The organism is Lysobacter sp. S4-A87, from assembly GCF_022637455.1.
In the GTDB taxonomy this organism is placed as follows: domain Bacteria; phylum Pseudomonadota; class Gammaproteobacteria; order Xanthomonadales; family Xanthomonadaceae; genus Lysobacter_J.
On sequence record NZ_CP093341.1, the window covers coordinates 1,283,062 to 1,308,754 of the forward strand.

At 67.0% G+C, this 25,693-nt stretch carries 22 protein-coding genes and 1 pseudogene; 6 read left to right on the plus strand and 17 right to left on the minus strand.

What is annotated here, in order from left to right; all coding sequences use genetic code 11:
• The first annotated feature begins 139 nt into the window (after positions 1-139).
• Positions 140-1,483, plus strand: coding sequence for a hemolysin family protein (locus MNR01_RS05790; RefSeq protein WP_241919981.1), 1,344 nt, complete (start codon positions 140-142; stop codon positions 1,481-1,483).
• Complete coding sequence (locus MNR01_RS05795; protein WP_241919982.1) at positions 1,467-2,102, plus strand: exopolysaccharide biosynthesis protein; 636 nt, start codon at positions 1,467-1,469, stop codon at positions 2,100-2,102. The genes MNR01_RS05790 and MNR01_RS05795 overlap by 17 nt, the downstream gene beginning before the upstream one ends.
• Before the next feature lie 31 nt (positions 2,103-2,133).
• On the opposite strand, the gene MNR01_RS05800 is transcribed toward MNR01_RS05795, so the two are convergent.
• From MNR01_RS05800 to MNR01_RS05810, 3 genes are all read right to left on the minus strand, one after another.
• On the minus strand, positions 2,134-4,266 hold the full coding sequence (locus MNR01_RS05800; protein ID WP_241919983.1) for a GGDEF domain-containing phosphodiesterase: 2,133 nt from the start codon (positions 4,264-4,266) through the stop codon (positions 2,134-2,136).
• On the minus strand, positions 4,263-5,132 hold the full coding sequence (locus MNR01_RS05805; RefSeq protein ID WP_241919984.1) for a phosphate/phosphite/phosphonate ABC transporter substrate-binding protein: 870 nt from the start codon (positions 5,130-5,132) through the stop codon (positions 4,263-4,265). The genes MNR01_RS05800 and MNR01_RS05805 overlap by 4 nt, the downstream gene beginning before the upstream one ends.
• A gap of 200 nt (positions 5,133-5,332) precedes the next feature.
• Positions 5,333-6,145 carry an RNA methyltransferase gene (locus MNR01_RS05810; protein WP_241919985.1) on the minus strand — a complete coding sequence of 271 codons (813 nt, stop codon included), beginning with the start codon at positions 6,143-6,145 and terminating at the stop codon, positions 5,333-5,335.
• A 129-nt stretch (positions 6,146-6,274) separates the two neighbouring features.
• Here MNR01_RS05810 and MNR01_RS05815 point away from each other — a divergent pair, with 129 nt between their 5' ends.
• Positions 6,275-7,093: an inositol monophosphatase family protein gene (locus MNR01_RS05815; RefSeq protein ID WP_241919986.1), complete on the plus strand. Its 819-nt coding sequence runs from the start codon at positions 6,275-6,277 to the stop codon at positions 7,091-7,093.
• A gap of 285 nt (positions 7,094-7,378) precedes the next feature.
• Here MNR01_RS05815 and secF read toward each other — a convergent pair whose 3' ends face one another.
• From secF to MNR01_RS05845, 6 genes are all read right to left on the minus strand, one after another.
• On the minus strand, positions 7,379-8,341 hold the full coding sequence (gene secF / locus MNR01_RS05820; RefSeq protein WP_241919987.1) for a protein translocase subunit SecF: 963 nt from the start codon (positions 8,339-8,341) through the stop codon (positions 7,379-7,381).
• A 15-nt stretch (positions 8,342-8,356) separates the two neighbouring features.
• The gene (secD, locus tag MNR01_RS05825) at positions 8,357-10,222 is read right to left on the minus strand and encodes a protein translocase subunit SecD (protein ID WP_241919988.1); all 1,866 of its coding nucleotides are present in this window, start codon (positions 10,220-10,222) and stop codon (positions 8,357-8,359) included.
• A gap of 58 nt (positions 10,223-10,280) precedes the next feature.
• Positions 10,281-10,622, minus strand: a complete 342-nt coding sequence (yajC, locus tag MNR01_RS05830) for a preprotein translocase subunit YajC (protein ID WP_158733234.1) — start codon at positions 10,620-10,622, stop codon at positions 10,281-10,283.
• 167 nt (positions 10,623-10,789) lie between these two features.
• Positions 10,790-11,914: a tRNA guanosine(34) transglycosylase Tgt gene (gene tgt, locus MNR01_RS05835; RefSeq protein WP_241919989.1), complete on the minus strand. Its 1,125-nt coding sequence runs from the start codon at positions 11,912-11,914 to the stop codon at positions 10,790-10,792.
• On the minus strand, positions 11,911-12,984 hold the full coding sequence (gene queA / locus MNR01_RS05840; protein ID WP_241919990.1) for a tRNA preQ1(34) S-adenosylmethionine ribosyltransferase-isomerase QueA: 1,074 nt from the start codon (positions 12,982-12,984) through the stop codon (positions 11,911-11,913). The genes tgt and queA overlap by 4 nt, the downstream gene beginning before the upstream one ends.
• A gap of 82 nt (positions 12,985-13,066) precedes the next feature.
• Positions 13,067-13,498 carry an Lrp/AsnC family transcriptional regulator gene (locus tag MNR01_RS05845; protein ID WP_241919991.1) on the minus strand — a complete coding sequence of 144 codons (432 nt, stop codon included), beginning with the start codon at positions 13,496-13,498 and terminating at the stop codon, positions 13,067-13,069.
• Between the two features lie 119 nt (positions 13,499-13,617).
• On the opposite strand from MNR01_RS05845, the gene MNR01_RS05850 reads away from it, so the two are divergent.
• The gene (locus MNR01_RS05850) at positions 13,618-15,114 is read left to right on the plus strand and encodes an aminotransferase class III-fold pyridoxal phosphate-dependent enzyme (RefSeq protein ID WP_241919992.1); all 1,497 of its coding nucleotides are present in this window, start codon (positions 13,618-13,620) and stop codon (positions 15,112-15,114) included.
• An 84-nt stretch (positions 15,115-15,198) separates the two neighbouring features.
• On the opposite strand, the gene MNR01_RS05855 is transcribed toward MNR01_RS05850, so the two are convergent.
• Positions 15,199-16,329 (minus strand): phytase, encoded by a 1,131-nt coding sequence (locus tag MNR01_RS05855; RefSeq protein WP_345779033.1) that lies wholly within the window; start codon positions 16,327-16,329, stop codon positions 15,199-15,201.
• A gap of 171 nt (positions 16,330-16,500) precedes the next feature.
• Here MNR01_RS05855 and MNR01_RS05860 point away from each other — a divergent pair, with 171 nt between their 5' ends.
• Entirely contained in the window at positions 16,501-18,831 is a 2,331-nt protein-coding gene (locus MNR01_RS05860; RefSeq protein WP_241919993.1) for a TonB-dependent receptor, read from the plus strand.
• A gap of 117 nt (positions 18,832-18,948) precedes the next feature.
• Here the strand turns inward: MNR01_RS05860 and MNR01_RS05865 are convergent, their stop codons facing one another.
• The gene (locus MNR01_RS05865) at positions 18,949-19,743 is read right to left on the minus strand and encodes a methyltransferase domain-containing protein (RefSeq protein ID WP_241919994.1); all 795 of its coding nucleotides are present in this window, start codon (positions 19,741-19,743) and stop codon (positions 18,949-18,951) included.
• A 125-nt stretch (positions 19,744-19,868) separates the two neighbouring features.
• On the opposite strand from MNR01_RS05865, the gene upp reads away from it, so the two are divergent.
• Complete coding sequence (gene upp, locus MNR01_RS05870; RefSeq protein WP_241919995.1) at positions 19,869-20,504, plus strand: uracil phosphoribosyltransferase; 636 nt, start codon at positions 19,869-19,871, stop codon at positions 20,502-20,504.
• Positions 20,505-20,612: 108 nt separating this feature from the next.
• On the opposite strand, the gene MNR01_RS05875 is transcribed toward upp, so the two are convergent.
• The 6 genes and pseudogenes from MNR01_RS05875 to coaD form a co-directional block, all read right to left on the minus strand.
• A complete protein-coding gene (locus MNR01_RS05875; RefSeq protein WP_241919996.1) occupies positions 20,613-21,344 on the minus strand; it encodes a TMEM43 family protein in 732 nt (243 codons plus the stop codon).
• Positions 21,341-22,231, minus strand: a complete 891-nt coding sequence (locus tag MNR01_RS05880; protein WP_241919997.1) for an MBL fold metallo-hydrolase — start codon at positions 22,229-22,231, stop codon at positions 21,341-21,343. The genes MNR01_RS05875 and MNR01_RS05880 overlap by 4 nt, the downstream gene beginning before the upstream one ends.
• A gap of 122 nt (positions 22,232-22,353) precedes the next feature.
• A pseudogene (gene ggt / locus MNR01_RS05885) lies at positions 22,354-23,964 on the minus strand (gamma-glutamyltransferase); the annotation flags it as partial.
• Positions 23,965-24,074: 110 nt separating this feature from the next.
• Positions 24,075-24,329 (minus strand): YfhL family 4Fe-4S dicluster ferredoxin, encoded by a 255-nt coding sequence (locus MNR01_RS05890; protein WP_241919998.1) that lies wholly within the window; start codon positions 24,327-24,329, stop codon positions 24,075-24,077.
• Positions 24,330-24,524: 195 nt separating this feature from the next.
• Positions 24,525-25,016, minus strand: coding sequence for a hypothetical protein (locus tag MNR01_RS05895; protein WP_241919999.1), 492 nt, complete (start codon positions 25,014-25,016; stop codon positions 24,525-24,527).
• A 94-nt stretch (positions 25,017-25,110) separates the two neighbouring features.
• Positions 25,111-25,614, minus strand: a complete 504-nt coding sequence (gene coaD / locus MNR01_RS05900) for a pantetheine-phosphate adenylyltransferase (RefSeq protein WP_241920000.1) — start codon at positions 25,612-25,614, stop codon at positions 25,111-25,113.
• Positions 25,615-25,693: the final 79 nt, after the last annotated feature.

Below are 25,693 nucleotides of genomic sequence, written 5' to 3' on the forward strand. Positions count from 1 at the left end.
ATCCCAGCGCTTGCGCCCCCCTTTTACCTGCCCCCGGCCCCATGGACGACGACCCAAAACAGCCCTCCGCACACGCCTGCCCCCCTCTCCCCCATCACGGCATGTGCACTCCGGCCTGCCATCCTGAGGCAGGGATCGCATGCTGGAACTGCTGACCGTCATCGCCCTGATCATCCTCAACGCCTTCTTCGCACTGTCGGAGATGGCGCTGATGACCTCGCGCAAATTGCGCCTGAAACAGATGGCCGAGGACCCGGCCCATCCCAGCCGCGGCGCGCGAATGGCCCTGGCCCTGGCCGAGCACCCGGACAACCTGCTGTCGACCGTGCAGGTGGGCATCACCACGATCGCCATCCTCACCGGCACCTTCGGTGGCGAGGCCATTGGCCTTGCGATCGCCGGCTGGCTCAGCGACCTGTGGCCGGAAGCGGCGCGTTACGCCCGCGCCATAGGCCTTAGCACCGCTGTCACGCTGATCACCTCCGCCTCGGTGATCTTCGGCGAGCTGATCCCCAAGCGCCTGGCCCTGACCAATCCCGAGCGCATCGCCAGCGCGGTGGCGTTGCCGCTGTACGGCCTGTCGCGCGCGGCCCGGCCGGTGGTGGCCACGCTGGGTGCGATCAACCGCCTGGTGCTGCGCATGCTCGGCATCAAGGACGACGCCCGCAGCGCCATCAGCGAAGAAGAAATCCGCCTGCTGGTCAGTGAGAGCCACGAGCAGGGCGTGATCGATGCCGACGAGCGCAAGATGATGAACCGCGTGCTCAGCCTCGGCGATCGAACTGCCGAGAGCCTGATGACGCCGCGCACGCGCATCGCCTGGCTCGACGCCTCCGCGGAGTTCGCCGAGAACCTGGCGGCGATGCGCGAGACGCCGTTCTCGCGTTACCCGGTCTACCGCGGCAACGACAGCGAGGTGCTGGGCATCCTCGAGGTGAAGGCGCTCCTCGACCGCCTCGACGAGAAGGCGCCGGACCTGTTCAAGCAGCTGCGCGAACCGCTGTTCGTCTCCGAATCCACGCATGCGATGAAGCTGCTGGAGATCTTCCGCGAAGAGCAGCAGTCGCTGGCGCTGGTGGTCGACGAGTACGGCGACATCAGCGGCATGGTCACCGTCGCCGACCTGATGGACGCGGTGGTCGGGCGGATCCACTCGAACATGGGCCACTCCGGCGAAACCGAGGACGACAGTTCGCCGGTGGTGGAACGCGCCGACGGCTCGTACCTGCTCGACGGCTCGCTGCCGATCGAGGACCTGCGCGAGCTGATCGGCGGCGGCCGCCTGCCGGACGAGGACGAGCACGATTTCCACACCGCCGCCGGAATGGTGATCGCCCACTTCGGTCGCATCCCCTATGTCGGCGAGCACTTCGACTGGAGCCACTGGCGCGTCGAAGTGGTCGACCTCGACGGCCCGCGCATCGACAAGCTGCTGCTGCAACGCATCGAACAGGAACCCACACCGGATGACACAGCGGGCTAGGCAACAGCGGCCCCACGAAGCCGGTACGCGCGCACTGCTCGACGGCTTCGCGGAAGGCGACCCGAACGAGCAATTGCGCATGAGCGACGTGCTGCACGGCCTCGGCGACCGCTCGTTCGGCATGCTGCTGTTCGTCTCGACCATTCCGGCCTTCATCCCGATCCCGGGACTGGGCGGCGCGATCAGCGGCCCGCTGGTGATCCTGATCGGCCTGCAGCAACTGTTCGGCATGCGCGAGCCGTGGCTGCCGGCGTTCCTGGCCAAGCGCGGCCCGCACCGCAGCGCCATGGCGCGCTTCCGCGACCTGCTCGCGCCGTGGCTGACGCGGCTGGAAAAGCTGGTCCGCCCGCGGGCCACGCTGATGCTCGATCACCGTCTCGCAGACTTCTTCACCGGCCTGCTGCTGGTGCTGCTGGGGCTGCTGCTGTCGCTGCCCATCCCGTTCACCAACTTCCTGTTCGGCGGATTGCTGGTGGTGTTCGCGCTGGCGCTGCTCGAGCGCGACGGGTATCTGATGGGGTTCGCGTGGGTCGCCGGCGTGATCGCGATCGCGGTGTTTGGAATCCTGTCCGGGAGCCTGGCGGCCGCGGCGGCGCGCTGGATCGACATGGTGGTTTGAGGATTGATCCGGCGTACGCCGGGACCGCAAATCAGCAGGCGACAGCCAGGAATTCTTCCGCCGTCACCGGATGCCCCAGCCAGTAGCCCTGGGCGAAATCGCAGCCGCGCTCACGCAGGATCGCGTACTGCCCTTCCTTCTCCACGCCCTCGGCCACCACCAGGATCCCCAGCGAGTGCGCCATGGCGATGATGGCCGTGGTCAGGGCCAGGTCGTCGGGATCGCGCAGCACGTCGGCGACGAAGCTGCGATCGATCTTGACGCCGTCCACCGGCACGCGGCGCAGGTGGCTCAACCCCGAGAAGCCGGTGCCGAAGTCGTCCAGCCATACCTTCACGCCCATGCCGCGCAACTGCGACAGCAGGCTGCTGGCATGACGCTCGTCGCCGATCACCGCCGTCTCGGTCAGTTCCAGGTGCAGCAGGTCGGCCGCCAGTCCGGTTTCGCGCAGCGAGGCGGCCACCACATCCGGCAGGTCGCCGTTGCGCAGCTGTCGCGGTGACACGTTGACCGCCAGGAACAGCGGCTCCTCGCCGGCGCGTGACTCCTGCCAGCGCACGGCGTCCGCGCAGGCCTGGTGCAGCACCTGCGGGCCCAGCACTTCGATCAGGCCGCTCTGCTCGGCCACGTCGATGAACACCGACGGCGCGACCACGCCCAGTTCCGGATGCTTCCAGCGCAGCAGCGCTTCGGCGCCGATCATCGCGCCGTCGACCAGGCGGAACACCGGCTGGTACGCCAGGCTCAGTTCGCCGCGGTCCCAGGCGCCGCGCAGTTCGTGCTCCAGGTGCACGCGGCGCTCGACCGCCTGGTCCATCGCGCGGCTGTAGAAGCGGAAGCAGTTCTTGCCGGCGACCTTGGCCTGGTACATCGCGATGTCGCCGTTCTTCATCAGCGAGGTCGCGCCGGAGGCGTCTTCCGGGAACAGGGTGATGCCAATCGAGGTGCCCAGGAACACCTGGCGATCCTGCACCAGGATGGGTTCGCCCAGTTCGGTCACCAACGTCTCGGCCAGGTGCGTTGCGATCTTGCGTACGTCGGCGTGCGGGTCAGCGCCGGCCTGCACGAGGATGACGAACTCGTCGCCGCCGAAGCGCGCCAGCATCGCGTCGTCGCCACCGATGCGCTGCACGGTGTGCTCGATCCGGCGCGCGCACTGCAGCAGTACGTCGTCGCCGGCATCGTGGCCGAGGGTGTCGTTGACACGCTTGAAATCGTCGATGTCGGCGAACAGCAACGCCAGCTGGCAGCCGGCGCCGTGCAACTGCAGCAGGCGCTGGTCAAGCGACTCGCGGAACGCCAGGCGATTGGCCAGGCCGGTCAGCGCGTCGGTGTAGGCCATGCGCCGGATCTCGCGATCGTGCCGGGCCAGGCTGCGGCTCATCCGGTCGAAGGCCAGCATCAGGTCGCCGACTTCGTCGTTGCGGTTGTCGATGGGCGTGGCGGTATCGAAGCGGCCGGCCTCGATCGCACGCGCCGACTCGGCCAGCTCGCGGATCGGGCGCACCAGCAGGCGCTGGATCAGCCACAGCGAGAGTGCGCCGAAGGCGAGCATGCCCGCGCCGAGCAGGCCGATCCAGATCACGTAGCGCTGGCTGAGCGTGTCGAGCCGACCGCGCAGCTGGCCCACGGCCTGGTCCTGGAAACGCCGCATCGCCACCAGGTCGTAGCCGATGCGGACGCCGCCGATGCGCTGCTCGCCGATCATGATCGGCGCCGACACGTCCATCACCTTCTCGTCGCATTGCGACATCAGCGCCTTGGAGGCGATGACCTTGTTGGCCATCGCATCGTCCATGCGCTTGCCGTAGTTGACGATGGCCTCGCTGCCGTCGTGCAGGACCTGCCCGGCGTCGTCATAGACGATCACGTAGCGCACGTCGGGATTGCGCAGCGTGGAGCGGCTGAGCACGCCGATCGCGTCGAGGTCGGAGTAGTACACCGGATTGGTGAGCGTGGCAGCCAACTGCGCGACCGCACCCTCGCCCTGCCGGCGCAGCGACTCGCCCATCATCGTGCGCATGGTCTGGCGGCTGACGCCCTCGACCTCCATGCGCATGCGCTCCTGCCGGTTGAACAGCAGTGCGACCAGCGCCAGCACCACCAGCAGCGCGATGCCCATCAGCAGCATGAACTTGGCCTGCAGGCCGAAGCGGAGATTCATTCGACCTCCGCCCGCACCCGCGTGACACCGTCGGCAATGTGGTCCAGTGCACGCTTGGAATCGGGATCGATCGGCATGAACCGGGTGGTGCGGAAGAAGCGCAGCAGTGCGTCGCCGGCCTCCGGGTCGCCGGCGGCGTCCATCAGCACTTCGCGCAGCCGCGCTTCGACTCGCGGGTCGAGGTCGCCACGCACCATCTCGATCGCGCGCGGGTACTCCTCGGTCTCGCCGATCACCACCAGGTCGCTGCGGAAGGCCGGCGGCATGCGCCGCGGGTTGGCCCAGTCGAGGTTGCTCATCACTCCGACGTCGGCCAGGCCCTTGTGCACCCAGGTCGAGATGTTGAGCTCGGACCAGGCGAACATGTAGCCCACCGAACCGGTTTCAATGCGGTCATCGGGCGACAGCAGGATCTCCAGCGGCAGTCCGCGATCGAGCAGTTCGATGGCGGGGACGAAATAGGCGCTGGTCGAGGATGGCCGCTGGAAGGCAACGCTGTGTCCGCGCAGGTCGCCGATCGAGCGCAGCCCGCTGTCGCGTCGGGCGAAGAACAGGCTGTGGTAATGGCTGGTGCCGTCGCGCTCGGTCAGCAGCAGCGGCTTGGCCGCGGCGCGCTGGCGCAACAGCATCGCCGTGCCCGTGGTCTCGGTGACCCAGTCGACCCGCCCGCGGCGCAGGTAGCTGGCCATCTGCTGGGAGTCCTTGGCCATCAGGATCCGGCCCTCGCGGATGCCGACGTCGGCCATGCGCGGGACCACGTAGTCGAGCAGCGGCTTGAGCTGCTCGTAATGGGTCTTGGGGTCGTCGCTGATGCGCCCAAGCACCAGCACGCCGGAGTCATTGCCGGCCTTCGTCGGAAACGACATGGCCGCCGATGCCAGCGCGAGTACGGACAACAGGGCGATACGACTCAGGCTAGCGATCAAGTACGGACGACCCGTCTAAGTGCCGCGGCCAGCCTAATACGAAACACCGGCGGGCCGATACTGCAAACCGACGGCCGAACCGCAGTTCAGACCTATGGTTCAGGCCGGTGGTTCAGGCCTCTTGCCCACTTCCGGGGGCGTCAGTCGCCTTTCCGGGCCAGGGAGGCCATGCGCTGGGCATCGGCCAGGATCCCGCGCAGGATCCGCACCTCGCGCGAGTCCAGCCCGGCCCGCAGATACAGCCGGCGCAGCTTGCGCATGGCCGACTCCGGGGCACGCCCCTTGTGGAAGTCGATCGCATCGAGCGTGTCGCCGAGCTGGGCGAAGAAGCCTTCCATCTCCGAATGCGATGCCGGCGGCTCGCGCCGCTCCGGGCCACCCTCGCCGCCCTCGGCGTCGGGCCCGGTGGCCTGGCCTGCGACGGCGAGCACGGCCAGCCGCAATTCGTAGCTGAGCACCTGCACGGCGGCGGCCAGGTTCAGCGAGCTGTAGTCCGGGTTGGCCGGGATATGGACCGAGGCGTGGCACAGCTGCAGTTCGTCGTTGCTCAGGCCGGTGCGCTCGCGGCCGAAGACCAGCGCTACTTCGGCACCGGCCGCCGCTTCGCCGACCGCGCGGGCGGCGGCGTCGCGCGGCAGCAGTTCTTCCAGCGCAACCCGGCGGCTGCGTGCGGTGCAGCCCAGTACCAGCCGGCAATCGGCCACCGCTTCGGCCAGGGTCGCGCAGGTGGCGGCGCCGGCCAGGACATCGTCGGCGCCGGCGGCCAGGGCGTAGGACTCGACGCTGGGGGCCTTCTCCGGAGCGACCAGGACCAGCCGCGACAACCCCATCGTCTTCATCGCCCGCGCCGCCGAGCCGATGTTGCCGGGGTGCTGGGTGCCGACGAGCACGATGCGCAGGCGGTCGGCCGGGCCGGGTACCTGGTTGGAGGGTGTGGAGGCGGGATCGGACACGGGGTTGGGCACGGTATCGACTTAGGAAGTCACGGCCTGCAATGGTAAACTCCGCGCCCCGGCCCCGAGCCGGTCCGCTCTTTGCCGCCGCCAGTCCGTCCCCCACCTCCCCCTACGAGGCCGCTTGCCATGCAGAAACCCGCCGTCACCCTCATGGTCAAGGCCGCCCGCGCCGCCGGCAACGTGCTGCTGCGGCACATGAACAAGCTCGATGCGCTGAACGTGGTCGAGAAGGACCGGATGGACTATGCCAGTGAAGTCGACAGCCTGGCCGAGAAAGAGATCATCAAGGAATTCCGCCGTGCGACCCCCGACTACGCCATCCTCGGCGAGGAAAGCGGTCCGCTCGGCAACAGCCGTTTCACGTGGGTGATCGACCCGCTCGACGGCACCAGCAACTACCTGCACGGCATCCCGCATTTCTGCGTGTCGATCGCCCTGGTCGAGAACGGCGAGCCGGTCCACGGTGTGATCTTCGATCCGCTGCGCAACGAGCTGTTCACCACCAGCCGGGGCAGCGGCGCGACGCTCAACGATCGCAAGATCCGCGTTGCCGACCGCAAGGATCTCAATGGCGCGATGCTGATCACCGGCTTCCCGCCGCGCGAGCGTGCGCGTACGAGCGCGCATCTCAAGTGCATCGATACGCTGTTGACCGAGGCCGAGGACATCCGTCGCACGGGTTCGGCGGCGCTCGATCTGGCGTATGTTGCGTGCGGTCGCGCGGATGCTTACTTCGAGGCCGGTGTGAAGCCGTGGGACATCGCTGCCGGTGCGCTGCTGGTGCGTGAGGCAGGCGGCAAGGTGGTCGACTTCCGTGGCCGCAGCACGGGGCCGATGGACACGCGCGGGCAGATGCCGCGCCAGCTGGTCGCCGGCAACCTGAAGATCTGCGATGCGCTGCAGAGCAAGATCGTCAATACGGGGTATGCGGCTGCGTTCGACTGAGGCGCCCTGCCCCTGACCTCAAGGAAAGCCGCGCATTGCGCGGCTTTTTTTGTTGCGCCTGTGGTTGTTGCGCGTGTTGCGCGTGTTGCGCTTGCGGGTTTGCGGGTTTGCGGGCTTGCGTCTGCGGCGCGGCGGTGTCCGCCGGGTCGGGGATTGCTCCGCCCCTCCGGAGGCGGCGAGCCGTGACAGCCAAGGTCAAGATGGATCCCGGCGTTCGCCGGGATGACGGGACAAAAGAAAAGGCCGCGCAAAGCGCGGCCTTTTCCGTCGAACCAACAGCAGCCCTTACGGACGGCGAGCCAGTGCCGCCTCGTCCTTGGCCTTCGGCATCAGGTCCTGCTTGGTGACCTTCAGGAAGCCGATCGTCAGCAACGGGCAAGCCACGAAGATCGACGACAGCGTGCCGATGATGATGCCGATCATCTGCGACTCGGCCATGCCCTGCAGCGAACCGCCGCCGTAGAGGTACAGCGCGAACACCGTCAGGAACGCAACGAACGACGTGATCACCGTACGCGACAGCGTCTGGTTGATCGACTTGTTGAGGATCTCCTGCGGCGTAGCACGCATCGAACGGAAGTTCTCGCGGACGCGGTCGAACACCACGATCGTGTCGTTGATCGAGAAGCCCATCACCGACAGCACGCCCGCCAGCACGGTCAGGTCGAACTCGTGGCCGCTCAGCGCGAACCAGCCGGTCACCACCACCACGTCGTGCAGCGTGGTCAGCACGGCCGCGATCGCGAACTTCTTCTCGAAGCGGAACGAGATGTAGATCAGGAAGCCCACGACCACGAAGATCAGCGCCCACAGGCCGTTGATCGCCAGGTCCTTGCCGACCTGCGGACCGACCACCTCGCTGCGCAGCACCTTGCCGGGGTTGCCCTCGAATGCCAGCGCATTCTGCACGTCGCTGGCAGTGGTGTTGCCCTTGTCCTCGGCGCCGGCCGCAGCCTGCTTGGGCTGCAGGCGGATCAGCAGGTCGTTGCCGCTGCCGAAGGACTGCACCTGGGCACCACCGTAGCCGGCACGGTCCAGGCGCTCGCGGACGTCATCGACGTCGACGGGCTTCTCGAAACGCATCTCGGTGACGGCGCCGCCGGTGAAGTCCAGGGCGAAGTTGAAGCCCTTGACCACCATGCCGCCGACCGCGACCAGCAGCATCGCCAGGGCGATGCCCAGCGACAGCCAGCGCAGGCGGATGAAGTTGATGTTGCTGTCGTAGGGGAAGACGTTGAACGGTTTCATCTGCTTATCTTCCCGTCAGATCCAGATCGACTTGATCTTGCGGCGACCGCCGTAGATCAGGGTTGCAATGGCACGCGACACGCCCACCGCGGTGTACATCGAGGTCGCGATACCGACGATCAGCGAAACGGCGAATCCCTTGACCGGACCGGTGCCGAACGCGAACAGGGCGACACCGGCGAGGATCGCGGTCAGGTTGGCGTCGGCGATCGTGCCCGAGGCGCGCTCGTAACCTTCGGCGATGGCGGTCTGCGGTGGCAGCCCCAACCTGAGTTCCTCGCGTATGCGCTCGTTGATCAGCACGTTGGCGTCGACCGACATGCCCACCGTCAGCGCGATACCGGCCAGGCCAGGCAGCGTCAGGGTGGCGTTGAACAGCGACATCACCGCGATCAGCATCAGCATGTTCAGCAGCAGCGCCAGGCAGGTGATGATGCCGAACACGCGGTAATAGAACAGGAAGAAGACCAGGGCGAAGGAGAACGAGTACACCACCGCGGTCAGGCCGCGCTCGATGTTCTCGCGGCCCAGGCTCGGGCCGACGATGCGCTCTTCGATGAAGTCCATCGGTGCGGCCAGCGAACCCGAACGCAGCAGCAGGGCCAGGTCGGCGGCTTCCTTGGAGCTGTCCAGGCCGGTGGTCTGGAACTCCTTGCCGAACACGCCGTTGATGTTGGCCACCGAGATCACTTCCTCGTTGACCTTGGTCGTGCGCACTTCCTTGCCGTCGACCACGCGCACCTCGGGAATGCGCTCGATGTAGACCACCGCCATCGGCTTGCCGACGTGATCGGTGGTGTAGTCGAACATGCGCTGGCCGCCGACGCCGTTCAGGCGCACCGACACCGCCGGCGTACCGGTCTGCGAATCCATCATCGAGGTCGCGCCAACCAGCTGGTCGCCCGAGGCGATCACGCGCTTGTTGAGCAGCACCGGCATCGGCTTGCCGTCCGGGCCGAGCTCGCGGCGGTAATAAACGCGCGCTTCCGGCGGCACGTTGCCGGTGGCGACGGCGTCGTAGGCGTTGCCCTCGACCACGCCGCGATACTCCAGCGTGGCGGTGGCGCCGAGGATGCGCTTGGCCTGCGCGGTGTCCTGCACGCCCGGCAGCTGCACGACGATGCGGTCGCTGCCTTGGCGCTGGATGATCGGCTCCGACACGCCAAGCGCGTTGATGCGGTTGCGCAGGGTGCCGACGTTCTGTTCGATCGCCTCCACCGCCATGCGCTGCATCTCGGCTTCCGAGACCTGCACCGACAAGGTGTTGCCCTGCACGTCGAGCAGCAGGTTGGGCTGGCTCTTGGCGATCTCCACGCGTGCCTTCTCGGCATCGGCGGCATTGGCCAGGGTGGCGATGATGGTGTTGCCGCCGCGGCGTTCGACCGAGTCGTAACGCACGCGACCGTCGCGCAGGCTCACCCGCACGTCTTCGGCGGTGGCGTCCATGCGCTTGTCGAGGGCGGCCTTCTGGTCGACCTGCATCAGGAAGTGCACGCCGCCCTGGAGGTCCAGGCCCAGCAGCATCGGCTTGGCGCCGATCTTCTCGAGCCAGTTCGGCACGGTCGAAGCGAGGTTCAGGGCAACCACGTAGTTGCTGCCGAGCTTGTCGCGCAGGACATCGTTGGCCTTGATCTGCTGGTCGGCGTTGTTCAGGCGCACCAGCAGGTTGCCGTTGTCGAGTTCGACAGACTTGGGCGTGACACCGGCTTGCTTCAGCGTGGTGCTGACCTGGGCGCTGAGCGCCGGATCGACCTTGGCGCCGCGGCTGGCCGTGACCTGCACGGAGGGATCCTGCGGATAGATGTTCGGCAACGCATACAGCGCGCTGAGCAGCAGAACGATCAGGATGACGAAGTATTTCCAGCGCGGGTAAGTCAGCATCTAGGGCCCCTGCGGCGGCCACCCCGGCCGCCGTATGTCAAATTCTTCTGGAGACGGCTTACGCCGACTTCAAGGTGCCCTTCGGCAGCACGTTGGCGATGGCGCCCTTCTGCACGCGGATGCGCACGTTGTCGGCGATTTCCACGGTGATGAAGTTCTCGCCGATGTCGGTCACGGTGCCGGCGATGCCGCCGTTGGTGAGGACTTCGTCGCCCTTGGCCAGCTTCTCGAGCATGCCGCGATGCTCCTTCTGGCGCTTCATCTGCGGACGGATCATCAGGAAGTACATGACGCCGATCAGCAGGATCGGGAACAGCAGCGACATGCCGAAGCCGCTGCCGCCGGCCGGAGCGGCCGCCTGGGCGTAGGCGGGGGATACCACGAGATCAAGCAGGTTCATGACGATTGTCCTGGATCGAAAAATAGCGGGGGATTATGCCACGGGCGCCGCCTGTCCCTTCTCCCGCTGGCGGGAGAAGGTGGCCGGAGGCCGGATGAGGGCGCTTTTTTGGCCGCCCGGACGCCCTGCCCTCACCCCACCCCCTCTCCCGCAAGCGGGACAGGGGCTCAACCCGCGAGGGGTTCTTGGGCCCGTGCGGCGTAGAAAGACTCCCGGAAGGCCGAAAAGGTTCCCTGGGCGATCGCATCGCGCATCTGCGCCATCAGGCGCTGGTAGTAGCGCAGGTTGTGCAGGGTGCCCAGCATCGGCGCCAGCATCTCGTTGCAGCGGTCCAGGTGGCGCAGGTAGCTGCGGCTGAAGCCGTTGCGGCAGGCGTAGCAGTCGCAGCCCTCCTCGATCGGGCGCAGGTCGCGCTCGTACTTGGCGTTGCGCACGCGGACCGTGCCGAAACTGGTGAAGTAGTGGCCGTTGCGGGCGTTGCGGGTCGGCATGACGCAATCGAACATGTCGATGCCGCGGGCGACGCCCTCGACCAGGTCCTCCGGCCGCCCCACCCCCATCAGGTAGCGCGGGCGGTCGGCCGGCAGCTGCGGACAGGTGTGCTCGAGCATGTGGTTGCGCTCGGCCTCCGGTTCGCCGACGGCGAGCCCGCCGATGGCATAACCATCGAAGCCGATCGCCTTGAGCCCTTCGGCCGACCGGTCGCGCAGCGCTGGATGGACGCCGCCCTGGACGATGCCGAACAGCGCCGCGTCATTGCCCTCGTGCGCCTTCTTCGAGCGTTCGGCCCAGCGCAGGCTCAGCTCCATCGACTTGCGTGCCACCTCCTCGGTGGCCGGGTACGGGGTGCACTCGTCGAAGATCATGACCACGTCCGAATCGAGCACCTTCTGGATGTGCATGCTCTCCTCCGGACCGAGGAAGACCTTGCTGCCGTCGGTCGGGGCGGCGAAGGTCACGCCCTGCTCGGTGATCTTGCGCTTGTGTGCCAGCGAGAACACCTGGAAGCCACCCGAGTCGGTCAGGATCGGGCCGCTCCAGCGACCGAAGCCGTGCAGGCCGCCGTGGTCGCCGATCACGTCCAGGCCCGGACGCAGGTACAGATGGAAGGTGTTGCCGAGGATCATCTCGGCGCCTAGCTCGCGGATCTGCTCGGGCATCACGCCCTTGACCGAACCGTACGTGCCGACCGGCATGAACGCCGGCGTCTCCACCGTGCCGCGCGGGAAGGTCATGCGGCCGCGGCGGGCGGCGCCGTCGGTGGTGATGAGGTCGAACGACATCCGGCTCATGCCGCCGGCTCCGGGTACAGCAACATCGCATCCCCGTACGAGAAGAAGCGGTAGCGCGAGGTGATCGCGTGGTCGTAGGCGGCGAATACGCGCGCCTTGCCGGCGAAGGCGGATACCAGCATCAGCAGGGTGCTCTCGGGCAGGTGGAAATTGGTGATCAGCGCGTCGACCGACCGGATCCGGTAACCCGGCAGGATGAACAACCGGGTTTCGCCGGCATACGGCTGCAGTTCGCGCTCGCCGTCGTCGTTGCTGCGCATGGCGCTTTCCAGCGCGCGCACCACCGTCGTGCCGACCGCGATCACGCGGCCGCCGGCAGCGCGCGTGCGCTGGATCTGCTCGATCAGCGCGGCGCCGACGTTGAGCCATTCGCTGTGCATCACGTGCTGGCCAAGGTCGTCGACACGCACCGGCTGGAAGGTGCCGGCGCCGACATGCAGGGTGACATGGCCGAACTGCACGCCACGCTCGCTCAATTGCTGAAGCAACGCCTCGTCGAAGTGCAGGCCGGCAGTCGGCGCGGCGACTGCGCCGACCTCGCGCGCGAACACGGTCTGGTAGCGGGTGTCGTCGTCGCTGCCCGCCTCACGCTGGATGTACGGCGGCAGCGGCAGGCGGCCGGCATGCAGCAACCACTGCTCCAGCGACTCGGGCACGTCGAAGCGCAGGCGGTAGAACTCGCCGTCGCGGCCGAGCACTTCGGCTTCGCCGCCGGCATCGAGCACGATCTTCGCGCCGGGTTTGGGCGACTTGCTCACGCCCAGCTGCGCGCGGACTTCATGGCCACCGAGCAGGCGTTCGATCAGGATCTCGACCCGACCGCCGCTGGTCTTCTGGCCGTACAGACGCGCCGGAATGACGCGGGTGTCGTTGAACACCAGCAGGTCGCCCGGGGCGAGCAGGTCCGGCAAGTCGCGGAAGACGCGGTCCTGGAACTCGAACTGCTGCGAGTCGCGGTCACCGGCGGCCGCCGGCGGCACCACCAGCAGGCGGCTGGCCGAGCGCTCGGGCAACGGCGCCTGCGCGATCAGCTCGGGCGGCAGGTCGTAATGGAAATCGGATTTCTTCAAGGCAGGGGGCATGCAGGCGGCGGGGCGGACCGCAGGACCGGCCATTGTAAGACCCTGGGCGAAGATGACGCCCGCTCCGGCCCTACCGCTCGAACTTGGCCGACAGGATGATCGCCGAGGTGGTCCGCTCCACCCCGTCGATGGCGCCGATGCGGTCGGTCAGCTCGTCCATCGCCTCCACCGTCGGCACCACGCCCAGGGCGATCAGGTCGAACGGGCCGCTGACCGAGTGCAGCGCGCGCACCTCCGGCATCGCGTGCAGGGCCGCCACGACAGCGGCCATCTGCTTGGGCAGGACGGTGACCATGATGTGGGCGCGCAGGTGCCCGCGCTCGGCCTCGTCGTGGACTCGGACGGTGTACCCGTCGATCACGCCCTGCCGTTCCAGCCGCTCGATCCGGCTGTGGACCGTGGTCCTCGACAGCTTCAGGCGGCGGGCGATGTCCGCCGTCGAGGCCCGCGCGTTCTCGCGCAGGACCGAGAGCAGCTGCTGGTCGGCGTCGGTTATCTTCATCTTGCCCAGATTGTTCGTCGTATCGACGAGATTGTCCAGTAATTCGTACAAATCCGCACTGTCTACCGACGAATTATTCCAGATAATAGGAGATTGCGTATCGACCCAGGAGAAAGACCATGGCCGTCATCGACCGACTCGCCCCTTTGCGCGCCCACAAGGGCCTTCGCCGCACCGAGGGCCTGGACGACGCCACGATCACCCGCTTCGCCGCCAGCCATGCCGAACTGATCGAAGCGATCGAAGCGGCGGACCAGGAATACCAGCGGCTGAAGGGCGACTTCGCCGAGCTGCTCGACCTGGACGAGGAAGCGCAGATCCAGGCCGTGCTGGCCGGCTACATCAATTTCTACCCGGACGACGCGGTCAATCCGTACGTCGCCCTCGCCGCGCGCGGCCCGTGGGTGGTGACGCTCAAAGGCGCCGTGCTGCACGACTCCGGTGGCTACGGCATGCTCGGCTTCGGACATGCGCCCAAGTCGGTGATCGCGGCAATGGCGAAGCCGCAGGCGATGGCCAACATCATGACCCCGTCGCTGTCGCAGCTGCGCTTCGATCGCGCCCTGCGCGCGGCCATCGGCGCCGGCCGCGGCGGCTGCCCGTACGAGAAGTTCCTCTGCCTAAACTCCGGTTCCGAGTCGGTATCGCTGGCCTCGCGCATCGCTGACGTCAACACCAAGCTGATGACCGACCCGGGCGGTCGCCACGCCGGTCGCAGCATCAAGCGACTGGTGGTCAAGGGCAGCTTCCACGGCCGCACCGAACGTCCGGCGCTGTATTCGGACTCCTCGCGCAAGACCTACATGCAGCACCTGGCCAGTTTCCGCGGCGAGGACACCCTGATCACGGTCGAACCCTACGACGTCGATGCGCTGAAGAAGGTCTTCGCCGACGCCGACGCCAATGGCTGGTTCATCGAGGCGATGTTCCTCGAGCCGGTGATGGGCGAAGGCGACCCGGGCCGCGGCGTGCCGCCGGCGTTCTACGCGGCAGCGCGCGAACTGACCCGCAGCCACGGTTCGCTGCTGCTGGTCGATTCGATCCAGGCCGGCCTGCGCGCGCACGGCGTGCTGTCGATCGTCGACTACCCCGGCTTCGACCAGATCGACCCGCCGGACATGGAGACCTATTCCAAGGCGCTCAACGCCGGCCAGTACCCGTTGTCGGTGCTCGCCGTCGGCAAGCGTGCGGCCGAGCTCTACAAGAAGGGCCTGTACGGCAATACGATGACCAGCAACCCGCGCGCGCTCGATGTCGCCTGCGCCGTGCTGGAGCAGGTGACCCCGGCCCTGCAGGAGAACATCCGCGCCCGTGGCGTGGAGGCACTGGAGAAGCTCGAGAAGCTCAAGGCCGACCTCGGCGGACTGATCACCAAGGTCCAGGGCACCGGCCTGCTGTTCTCGTGCGAGCTGGCACCGCAGTTCAAGTGCTACGGCGCGGGTTCGACCGAAGAGTGGCTGCGCGAGCGCGGCATCGGTGTCATCCACGGCGGCGTCAATTCTCTGCGCTTCACCCCGACCTTCACCATCACCAGCGAGGAGATCGACCTGCTCGTGGCCATGGTGGCGAAGGCACTGAAGGAAGGGCCGCGGGCCGAGCAGGCCGTGGCGGCATAACACCTCTTCGCGGCGCCCCTACCCTGGCGCCGCAATCCGTCCCTCTCCGCTTGCGGGAGAGGGACGACCGCTGAGCCGACGCGGTCAGCGAGACGGCGCGGTGCAATCCCGCAGCGACAGCGCCCTGGCAATATCCCGCCAGTCAAACGCCGCCACCGCCTGGTCATCATCGACCGCGTAGAACACGCCCTGCGGAAAACGCGTGCTCGCGCTCTGGTCCAGCCACACGCCATCGGTGTTGGCGGTCTTGCCGCCGGCAAACGCGCCGACATGTTCCAGCGTCGCGCGATCGAACACATGGAACAGGCTGCGATCCTTGTACTGGTCGGTGGCGATCCAGTAACCACTGCCATCGGCGCAGCGCGCCAGCGCCATGCCCTCGGCCTGCGCCTTGAACAGGTCGGCACCGATATCGCGGCCACGGTACTGGCCGTCCAGCCCGTACTCGCGCAGGCGCGTGCCGGTGGCGACATCCTCTTCCGCCAGAAGCAGACGATCGTTGGCGGTGTCGCCGAAAACCGATTCGGCAATCCGGATCGCGCCGGCCTGGCCGGTATCGCCGAACACCCCCATCAGCCGAGCCTGCCAGCCTCCCGGAATGCGGCGCAGCTGGTAACGCTTGAAGCGCGCGCCCAGTTCCGCCAGCGGCGGCGGCAGGTCCTCGTTCTGCGACGACATGTAGTTGTCGCTCACGATCACCTCGTAGCTGTCCTTCTGCGCACGCACCCACAATCCGTACGGCTGCTTGAGGTCGTCGCCGCCGAACACCAGCAGCGGCTTGAGGTCCGGCAACTGGAACATCTGCACGCGGCGGTTGTCACGCTCGACCACCAGTGCGTAGTTGTCGATCACGGCGATGCCGTTAGGCCGCTGCATCTGCCCGAGCGCGGAGCCGGGACCGCCGACGCTGCGGACGGGCTTGCCACTGTCGCCGTCGTAGACCACCAGCTTGTCGGTGGCCTTGCCGGTTGCGATGAGCCAGCGCTTGCCATCGGGCGAACGCCAGCTTGCGGGCGAGTCGATGTTGTCCGCAGGCGTAGCGGCCGTGATGAAGGCTTCGCTCACCACCTTGTGCGGCACACCGGCCTGGCTCAGCAATGGATCGACTTCAGCCGTCTTCTCGTCGGGCTCGGGCTCGTGGCCATTGTGCGGACCCGATGTCGAGCAAGCGGTGAGCATGGCGATGAGCGCCAGCATGGCAAGGCGTGATGTCACGGTTCCCCCGGAAGATTGAAAGCAAACCTTGGCTTTTTACGCGGCCATTGTGACGCTTTGGTTGCATCCGGCCGCAATCGGGTTCGACAAATTTCCGACACAATTCCGCCATCCCCGCCGCGTACAAATCGCGGTTTGTTTGCCGCCGTCTTGCATGGGGATGCAGATCCGATGAAACCAAACCTCCTGTCCCGCGCCCTGTCGCGGGCACTGTTCTGCGCGCTGCTCGCGCCTGTCAGCCTGACCGCCATGGCCGCCGATGATGGCGGCGAACCGGCACCGGACCCGAAGCAGCTCGACGCCGTGGTCGTGCAGGCGCAGATCGCCTACCGCAATCGCACCGACTCGACCGCACCGGTGCTGTCGTACGACCTGGAGTACTTCCAGCGCTTCGAACCCCTCACCGTCGGCGACATGCTCAAGCGTGTGCCGAGCGTCGCCTTCGTCTCCGACGTCCTCGAATACGACGGCGCACAGCTGCGCGGCCTCGATCCGGGCTATACGCAGATCCTGATCAACGGCAAGAAGGTGCCGGGCGCCGGCAACGACCGTTCCTTCTTCGTCGACCGCATCCCGGCCGAACTGGTCGAGCGCATCGAGATCGTGCGCAGTGCCAGCGCCAACCGCTCCGGCGATGCCGTGGCCGGTGCGCTCAACATCGTCCTGCGCGATGCCTACGAATTCGACGGCAGCTATGTCCGCGGCGGCGTCATGCATTTCGACGACGGCAAGTACAAGAACACCTACGGCGCGGTCAGCAGTGGCGAAGTGGGCGGTGGCCGCCTGCTCGGCGGTTTCAATGTGCAGGGGCGCTACAACCCGAAGGTCAAGCGCAGCGACCGCTTCGAGGAACCCGGCGGCGACTTTGTCGATCGCGAGGACCAGGTCGACACGCGCGACGGTACCGACTACTCGGCCAACGTCTCCTACACCCGCGACATCGGCAGCGGCCGCCTGTCGCTCGGAGGCTTCTACGTCCGCACCGACCGCGACGAGACCGAACACTCGCTGGAGTACAACGACCCGACCAGCACCAGCCGCGACAACCTGCTTTCTGTCAACGACCAGTTCGAGAACATCAAGCAGGACAACTGGTCGTTCGGCGCCAACTACGAGTTCGACATGCTCGGTGGCAGCACCGAGCTCGACCTGGACTACGCCCGCTTCGATGACAACACGGTGTCGACGGAAGAGGAAACCGGTTACGACGACGAGGACACGCCGCCTGCGTTCGACGGCCGCGAGGGCACGCGCACGCTCAGCGACATCCGCGACGACGAGCTCGGTTTCAAGGCCGCGCACAAGCGTGCGATCGGCAGCGCCCGGGTCGAGTTCGGCGTCGACTACCTCGACAAGCAGCGCGACACCGGTCTGCAGATCGCCGAAGTCGAGTCCGATGACGAAGGCGCTGCGCTGCCGCCGTACGAGGACTTCGACGCCGTGGCCAGCCGGATCGACGAGACCCGTATCGATCCGTACCTGATGTTCTCCGGCGCCGCCGGCGCGATCGCCTGGGAAGCCGGCCTGCGCTATGAGACCACCGACATCGACGTCCGCGCCGACGACAGTGTCGCGTCCAACGACTACTCGACGCTGCTGCCTTCGGCACACCTGAAGTGGGACGTGACGGCCGAGGACCGCATCAGCCTGTCGCTGGCGCGCACCGTGCGCCGTCCCAACTTCGACCAGATCCTGCCGTTGACGCTGGAGGAAGAGTTCGGAGACAACGACTTCACCGGCAACCCGCTGCTCGAGCCCGAGCGTGCCTGGGGCCTGGACCTGGGCTATGAGCGTCGCCTGGGCCAGCGCGGCGTGTTCGGCGTGAACCTGTTCTACCGCGACATCCAGGACCTGATCGAGACGGTCAACACCGGCGACCCGAGCTCGACGGCGCTGGACGACTACGAGGACGAGGTCGAGGAATTCCTCGACGAGAATCCCGGCGCCGGCGAGAGCACCCCGGGCTACCCGCAGTTCGACCCGGACAGCTTCGTATACACCGCGCGCAACGTTGGCGACGGCTACGTCTATGGCATCGAGTTCGACCTGTCGACGCCGCTGACCGAGTTCGACCTGCCCGACACCGGCGTGTTCGTGAACTACTCGTGGCTGGACAGCTCGGTCGACGACGAGTTCGGCGAGCGCCGCTTCAACAACCAGGCCAAGTACGTCTACAACGTCGGCTTCATCCAGAACATCACCGAATGGGGTCTCTCGTTTGGCGCCAGCTATCGCCACCAGGGACAGGCCTATTCGCGGATCGTCAGCGAGGAAGTCACCACGACCTACGACGGCGACCTGGAAGTGTTCGTCGAGAAGCGCTTCGGCGACCGCATGTCGGTGCGCCTGACCGGCTCGAACCTGCTCGACGCCTCCAAGGATGAAGCGTTCAACAAGTTCGACAACGCCGTCGACCAGATCAATCGCGACTTCGACGAGTACGAGCTGGAGCGCGAGACGTCCGGACCGGTTTATCAGCTGATCGCGCGTTATTCGTTCTGATCGGTGCCGCTTCCCGGGTGCGCTGCGCTTACCCGGGCTACATCACTGATCGGCTTGCCCGGGCTACACCACGTAGCCCGGGTAAGGCCAAAGGCCGCACCCGGGGCAGGCGCCCCACTACATCCGCGCCAATACCAGGTGCGAATGCATCGGCACCACCACGCACCCGTCGCACATCTGCTCCCTGATCGCCCCGGCCAGCCGCGATTGCGCGGCCTCGGTCAGCTCCGCACGCGCCCTGGCATCCAGGTGCTGGGTCGCAGGAACCGCAGCCGCAATCACATCCACTTCCATCGCGACGAAGCTGTCCGGATCGGGAAACACCGCCGGCATCGCCAGCGCCTGGATCGAGATGTCGCGAAAGCCCGCCGCCACCAGCAATGCTTCCAGCTCCGCGGCATCGCCCAGTTCGAACGGCGCAGCCAGCGCCGGGATACCGATCAGCTCCACCAGCACGTCGTTGAAACGCGACCAGAACGGATGGTGATCGAGCCCGCGCCACACTCCCATCGCCAGGCGACCGTCCTCGCGCAGCACCCGTCGGGCCTCGCCCAGCGCCGCGGCGCGATCGTCCACGAACTGCAGGCCTTGCTGGCACAGCGCCAGATCGAACTCGCCCTCGTGGAACGGCAGCACTTCCAGCCGGCCCTGCTTCCATTCGATGTCGAGTCCTTCCAGCGCGCCTTGCACCTGCGCCACACCCAGCATGTCCGGGTTGAGGTCCACGCCGACCATGCGCCCGTCCGGGGCGACCAGCGGTGCGGCCAGGCGCGCGACGATGCCGGTGCCACAGGCCAGGTCGAGCGCGTGTTCGCCGGGCACCGGGCGCGCCAGTTCGAGCAGCGGACCGACCCAGGGCCGGAACAGCACCGGGACCATCTCGCGTTCATAGGTGACGGCGGGATTGCTCATGGGGTTCCTTCGGCGGTCCGTGCCGGACACCGCGATCTTCGTCCGTGCATGCGAACGGGAACGTGTAGGCCGCTGGGCACCGGCCGGGACATGCCTGGCGACCCGGGCTGCGCTAGGCTTGCGCGATGAAGACCATCGAAGTCCGCCACCCGCTGGTGCAGCACAAGCTCGGCCTGATGCGCGTGGCCGGGATCAGCACCAAGGAATTCCGCGAGCTCGCCTCCGAAGTCGCGACCCTGCTCACCTATGAGGCCACCGCCGACCTGGAGACCGAGGAAGTCACGGTCGAAGGTTGGGCCGGGCCGGTGAAGACGCGCCGCATCAAGGGCGCCAAAGTCACGCTGGTGCCGATCCTGCGCGCCGGCCTGGGCATGCTGCCCGGCGTGCTGGAACTGATTCCCGCGGCCAAGGTTGGCGTGGTCGGGCTGCAGCGCGACGAGAGGACGCTCGAACCGGTTGGCTACTACGAGAAGCTCACCGGTCGCATGGACGAGCGCACCGCGATCATCCTCGACCCGATGCTGGCCACGGGCGGCACGCTGGTCGCCACCGTCGACATGCTCAAGGCTGCCGGGTGCAAGCGCATCAAGGGGCTGTTCCTGGTGGCCGCGCCGGAGGGATTGCGCGTGCTCGAAAGCCGGCACCCGGACGTGGAGGTCTTTACCGCCTCGATCGACGAGCGCCTCAACGACGTGGGTTATATCCTGCCGGGCCTCGGCGACGCCGGGGACAAGATTTTCGGTACGCGGCACAACGGTTGAGGTCGGCCGTGTGGTCCAGCGCCATCCCGGGTGCCGCTTGCGCACAAGCGCCGCGCCCACCGGGTAGCCCGGGTAAGCGAAGCGCACCCGGGGTCGCCCCGCACACCGTCAACCGCGCCGGCGCCGCATCCGCCGCCACACAAGCGCTGCGCCCAGCAACATCGCCGTCGCACCCAGCAGCCACGGCAGCAATCGCTCATCCGTGCCCGGCGGCAATTCCACGACCGTCGAAGCGCGCTCGGCACTCAATGCCTGCGCCGCCGCTTCCGGCGACAACACCCAGCGGTCCCCGCGCAGTTCCACCTTGCCTTCCAGCGGCGGCAGGCTCAGTTCGCGCCAGATGATGCGGATGTCTCCGATCTGCGGGTCGAGCGGATTCTCGGCACTGCCCAGGCCGTCGCCTTCGGGCTGGAACGACGCCGCCAGGTTCGCCGGCAAGCGCGAGAAGTTGGGCCGGAACACGCGCCACTGACCCAGCGTCTGCAGCACCGCCAGGTCGATTGGTTTGCCTTCCAGCGTCGCGTCTTCGGACCACCAGCGGCGATTGTCCAGCGGCAGCTTCTTCGGATTGGCGTGCCCGGCCGCGAAGTGCGACGAATCGATGGCCGCCGAGTTCCACACCCGCGCATAGCCGTCACGGTTGGCGCGCCACTGGTACATCTCGACCTTCCGGTCGAGGCCGAAGCTGCGCGTGCCGACACCGAAATCGCGGTCCTGCAGCGGCTTGCCCGGTTTCGGCGGATCCAGCGAATCGTCGACCACCGCCGGTTGTGCCCATGCCGCGCCCATGGCGAGCGCGCAGGCCAGCGACAGCCAGGCTGTCGCGCCGCGCGGTGTCATGCGACGAGCGCCCTCGCCTGCAGTTCGGCCACCTCGTGGGTCGTGCCGAACTTGCCCTTCTCGTCCTGGGTGACCTGCGCCAGCGCGCACTGCGGATCGTGGGTGAAGAACAGATGCACGTTGCGACGCAGCTTGTCGGCGAGGAAGGCTTTCTTCTCGTCGATCAGCAACTCGGCGTTGCGGTCGTAACCCATCGTGATCGGCACGTGCACCCACGGCCGTCCCGGAATCAGGTCGGCGCAGAACACCACGCCGCCGTGCGCCTCGCCATCCACCTGGTCCGGGCCGACGATCTCGGCCAGCATCAGTCCCGGCGTATGGCCATCGCTGTAGTGGAAACGCACCGCTTGTCCAAGCGTGCGCGAGTACTGGCCATCGACCAGTTCCAGGCGACCGGTGGCTTCGAGCAGGCCCGGCAGTTCCGGAATGAAGCTGGCGCGATCGCGCGGATGCGGATGCAGCGCGCGCTCGTAATGCTCGCGACCGACGACATAGGTGGCGTTGGGGAACAGCAGCTTCGGCGCTTCGCCTTCCTTCCATGGCGCGAGCAGTCCGCCGGCATGGTCGAAATGCAGGTGCGACAGCACCACCACGTCGACGTCATCCGGGGCGAAGCCGGCGGCGGCCAACGACTGCACCAGCACATGCTGGTCCTCGACAACGCCATAGCGTTCGCGAAGCTTGGGTTCGAAGAACGCACCGATGCCGGTCTCGAACAGCACCGTCTTGCCGGCAAGCGGGCTGGCGAGCAGGGCGCGGCAGGCCAGCTCGATGCGATTGTGTTCGTCAGGCGGAGACCATTTGGCCCACATCGCACGCGGCGCGTTGCCGAACATCGCGCCGCCGTCGAGCTTCTGGCTGTTGCCGAGGATTGACCAGAGTTTCATGGACCTAGGGTAACTCCCCGCGCGTTAGGTTCGCGATATCGGAATCTGGCGATGTGCGGCGCTACGCCGGGACCAACGGCGAGCGGCTGCGGACGGGGCCACAGCCGCGAGAATGGCCGGGCTCAGCGAGCCTCTACGGCACCCTTGCCCACTGGGTTACGCGGATCGGTACCCGCCTCCAGCACATTGCTGCGCTTGTCCCAGGACACCGTCTGCAGGTTGCCCCAGGTGTTCTCGCCGGCATTGACCTTGTGCCCCATTGCCTCCAGCGCCGACACGGTCTGCGCATCCAGCGTGCCCTTCTCGGCGGAGATCACATCCGGCATCCACTGGTGGTGGATACGCGGCAGCGCGGCGACCTGCTGCGCGCCCAGACCGGCGTCGTAGCCGAGGATGCCCAGCAGCACTTCGGTGATGATGCGGCTGCCACCGGGCGCGCCGATCACTGCCAGCTTGTCCTTGGACTCGATGAAGCTCGGCGTCATCGAGCTGAGCATGCGCTTGCCCGCTGCCGGTGCATTGGCGGCGAAGCCCATCACGCCGAACGCATTCGGCGTGCCCGGACGCAGGGCGAAGTCGTCCATCTCGTTGTTGAGCAGCACGCCGGTGCCCGGCGCGACCATGCCCGAGCCGTACAGCAGGTTCACCGTCTGCGTCGTCGAGACACGGTTGCCGTCGGCGTCGATGATCGAGAAGTGCGTGGTTTCGTCGTCCTCCAGCGGCGCCGGCTGGCCCGGCAGCAGGTCGCTGGGCGTGGCCTTCTCCGGATGGATCGTCGCGCGCAGGCCGGCGGCATAGTCGGCGCTGGTCAAACGTGCCAGCGGCATGGTCACGAAGTCCGGATCGCCCAGGTAGATCGTGCGGTCACGGAAGGCACGGCGCATCGATTCGGTGATCAGGTGCGTTCTGTGCGCCTGGTCGAGCCTGGACAAATCCCATCCAGACAGCATCTGCAGCATTTCGGCCAGCGCCACGCCGCCCGACGACGGCGGCGGCGCGGTCGTGACAGCCCAACCGCGGTACTGGAAGCGCAGCGGCTCGCGTTCCTTGACGCGATAGGCGGCCAGTTCGTCTGCGCGCCACTGCCCGCCTTCTTCCTTCACCGCAGCCAGCAGCTTGCCGGCGACGTCGCCGCGATAGAAGCCATCGAAACCCTTGTCGGCCAGCAGCTCCAGCGTGCGCGCCAGATCGGGCTGCTTGAGGATCTCGCCAACCTGGGGCGCGCTGCCATCGGCGAGGAACACTTCGCGCGTACCGCGGTAGCGCTCCATCACCTCGCGGCGGCTGCCATAGCCGCGCTCCAGGCGCGGATACACCTGGAAGCCTTCGCGCGCGATGCGGATGGCCGGCGCCAGCGAGGTCTTCAGCGGCAACCGGCCGTACTTGCCCGAGACATGCACCAGCGCCGCCGGCAAACCGGGAATGCCGGCCGACCACGGACCATTGGTGGCGCGATCACGATTGAGTTCGCCCTTCTCGTCGAGATAGGCGGCAGGCGTCGCCGCGGCAACCGCGGTCTCGCGCGCATCGACGAAGACATCCTTGCCGCTCTTCGCGTCGTGCAGGAGGAAGAAGCCGCCACCGCCGATGCCCGAGCTGATCGGCTCGACCACGGCCAGCGTGGCCGATACCGCAACGGCTGCGTCGAAGGCATTGCCGCCCTTGCGGATCATTTCCAGGCCGGCGTCGGTGGCCAGCGCGTGGGCGCTGGCGATGGCCACGCCAGGCGGATGGCCAGCGGGCCCGGCGGCTTTCTTGGCTGCGTGAAGCGGCAGCGTTGCGGTGAACAGGAGACCGGCGGACAACACACTGGCACTCACCAGCACACGCAACGCTTGACGCATCATTTCAGCTCCTGCTGCAGGCGCGCGAGCTTGGCCAGCAGCTGTTCGTTTGATTCGGGAAATTCCGCGTCGGGATCGATGCACTCGACGGGACAGACGACCACGCATTGGGGTTCGTCGAAATGTCCGACGCATTCGGTGCAGCGCGCCGGATCGATCACATAGATGCTCTCGCCCTGCGAAATGGCCTGGTTGGGACAGGCCGGTTCACAGACATCGCAATTGATGCAGAGCTCGTTGATCTTGAGGGACATGGGGGACTCAGGGCGACGGCAGGGGGGACTGGTCCGGCCCAGATGATGATTCGTCATTCCCGCGAAGGCGGGAATCCAAGGACGTTTGTTCCTGATATGCGTGCGGCAACGTCAATTGCAACGTCCCTGGATCCCCGCCTTCGGGGATGACGTTCCGGCAAAGGCGTGGCCGCAATGCGGCCACGCGCCGGAACGTCACTTGGCTTCGATGAACTCGTACTTCGCGCCCGACGGCTCGACCGCGCCCTTGACGCGCTCGCTGTCGGCGCTGGCGCCGATGAACATCACGCGGACGCCCTTCATCGCGCCCGGCTGGGCCTGGACGAACGAAGCCATCGCAAGGTCGGCCGACTTGGCCGAGTTCTGCGAACCGAAGGCCAGCAGCGTGCCCTCGACGCCACCGCGGGCGACGTCACCCTGCGCCTTCTCGAGCTGGCGGGCGTACTCGCCTTCGAAATCGGCGCCGGCCGGGTCAGGCAGCGTGTACAGGTACACGTTGGTGGCGCTGTCGATGTTGCGCTTGACCACTTCGGTCAGGTAGGTGTCCCACGCGGCGCTGTCGTTGGTGGTCGGCGCGGCCAGCGGCGCCTCGGCGACGGCAGCGGTCTTGTCTTCGCCCTTGTTGCAGGCAACCAGCAGCGGCATCGACAGGCAGGCGAGCAGCAGCAGGCGGGTGGTGGTCTTCATACGGGGTCCCCTTTGGTGGTTTCAGGTTTGAATGGTGGAACTGGTGGAGGATCTGTTTTGAGTGTGGTGCGTGTCGCAGCGCGGCTGCTGATGATCAACGGTGGTTGCGTTGCCATTGCGCCTGCAACGCGGCGGCTACCGCCGGCGGCACGAAACCCGAGACGTCACCGCCCAGGCGGGAGATCTCGCGCACCAGCGAAGAGGAAATGAAGCCGTACTGTTCGGCAGGCGTCAGGAACAGCGTCTCGACTTCCGGAATCAGGTGGCGGTTCATGCTGGCCAGCTGGAACTCGTACTCGAAGTCCGACACGGCGCGCAGACCGCGCAGCAACACGCCGCCACCGACGTGGTCGACGAAATGTGCCAGCAGACTGTCGAAGCCGCGGACCTCGACGTTGTCGTGGTGGGCCACTGCCTTGCGCGCCAGCTGGACGCGCAGGTCCAGCGGCAGCGCCGGCCCCTTCCCGGGGCTCTCGGCTACGCCGATGATCAGCCGCTCGAACAGCGGAGCTGCGCGGTCGACCAGGTCGATGTGGCCGTTGGTGATCGGGTCGAAGGTGCCGGGGTAGACGGCGATTCGGTTTCGGGCCACGGTCATTCGGGTCGTCGACAGGTGGCCGAAGTGTAGCAGTGGCGCCAATTCGGGGCGCCAGCCCGGCAGCGACACAGCATTCCGT

What these genes read in the sequence shown, in the direction of transcription:
- MNR01_RS05790 (WP_241919981.1), top strand. Translation starts at nt 140, where the DNA reads ATGCTGGAACTGCTGACCGTCATCGCCCTGATCATCCTCAACGCCTTC.
- MNR01_RS05795 (WP_241919982.1), top strand. Translation starts at nt 1,467, where the DNA reads ATGACACAGCGGGCTAGGCAACAGCGGCCCCACGAAGCCGGTACGCGC.
- MNR01_RS05800 (WP_241919983.1), bottom strand. Translation starts at nt 4,266, where the DNA reads ATGAATCTCCGCTTCGGCCTGCAGGCCAAGTTCATGCTGCTGATGGGC.
- MNR01_RS05805 (WP_241919984.1), bottom strand. Translation starts at nt 5,132, where the DNA reads ATGTCGTTTCCGACGAAGGCCGGCAATGACTCCGGCGTGCTGGTGCTT.
- MNR01_RS05815 (WP_241919986.1), top strand. Translation starts at nt 6,275, where the DNA reads ATGCAGAAACCCGCCGTCACCCTCATGGTCAAGGCCGCCCGCGCCGCC.
- secF (WP_241919987.1), bottom strand. Translation starts at nt 8,341, where the DNA reads ATGAAACCGTTCAACGTCTTCCCCTACGACAGCAACATCAACTTCATC.
- secD (WP_241919988.1), bottom strand. Translation starts at nt 10,222, where the DNA reads ATGCTGACTTACCCGCGCTGGAAATACTTCGTCATCCTGATCGTTCTG.
- yajC (WP_158733234.1), bottom strand. Translation starts at nt 10,622, where the DNA reads ATGAACCTGCTTGATCTCGTGGTATCCCCCGCCTACGCCCAGGCGGCC.
- tgt (WP_241919989.1), bottom strand. Translation starts at nt 11,914, where the DNA reads ATGAGCCGGATGTCGTTCGACCTCATCACCACCGACGGCGCCGCCCGC.
- MNR01_RS05845 (WP_241919991.1), bottom strand. Translation starts at nt 13,498, where the DNA reads ATGAAGATAACCGACGCCGACCAGCAGCTGCTCTCGGTCCTGCGCGAG.
- MNR01_RS05850 (WP_241919992.1), top strand. Translation starts at nt 13,618, where the DNA reads ATGGCCGTCATCGACCGACTCGCCCCTTTGCGCGCCCACAAGGGCCTT.
- MNR01_RS05860 (WP_241919993.1), top strand. Translation starts at nt 16,501, where the DNA reads ATGAAACCAAACCTCCTGTCCCGCGCCCTGTCGCGGGCACTGTTCTGC.
- MNR01_RS05865 (WP_241919994.1), bottom strand. Translation starts at nt 19,743, where the DNA reads ATGAGCAATCCCGCCGTCACCTATGAACGCGAGATGGTCCCGGTGCTG.
- upp (WP_241919995.1), top strand. Translation starts at nt 19,869, where the DNA reads ATGAAGACCATCGAAGTCCGCCACCCGCTGGTGCAGCACAAGCTCGGC.
- MNR01_RS05875 (WP_241919996.1), bottom strand. Translation starts at nt 21,344, where the DNA reads ATGACACCGCGCGGCGCGACAGCCTGGCTGTCGCTGGCCTGCGCGCTC.
- MNR01_RS05880 (WP_241919997.1), bottom strand. Translation starts at nt 22,231, where the DNA reads ATGAAACTCTGGTCAATCCTCGGCAACAGCCAGAAGCTCGACGGCGGC.
- MNR01_RS05890 (WP_241919998.1), bottom strand. Translation starts at nt 24,329, where the DNA reads ATGTCCCTCAAGATCAACGAGCTCTGCATCAATTGCGATGTCTGTGAA.
- MNR01_RS05895 (WP_241919999.1), bottom strand. Translation starts at nt 25,016, where the DNA reads ATGAAGACCACCACCCGCCTGCTGCTGCTCGCCTGCCTGTCGATGCCG.
- coaD (WP_241920000.1), bottom strand. Translation starts at nt 25,614, where the DNA reads ATGACCGTGGCCCGAAACCGAATCGCCGTCTACCCCGGCACCTTCGAC.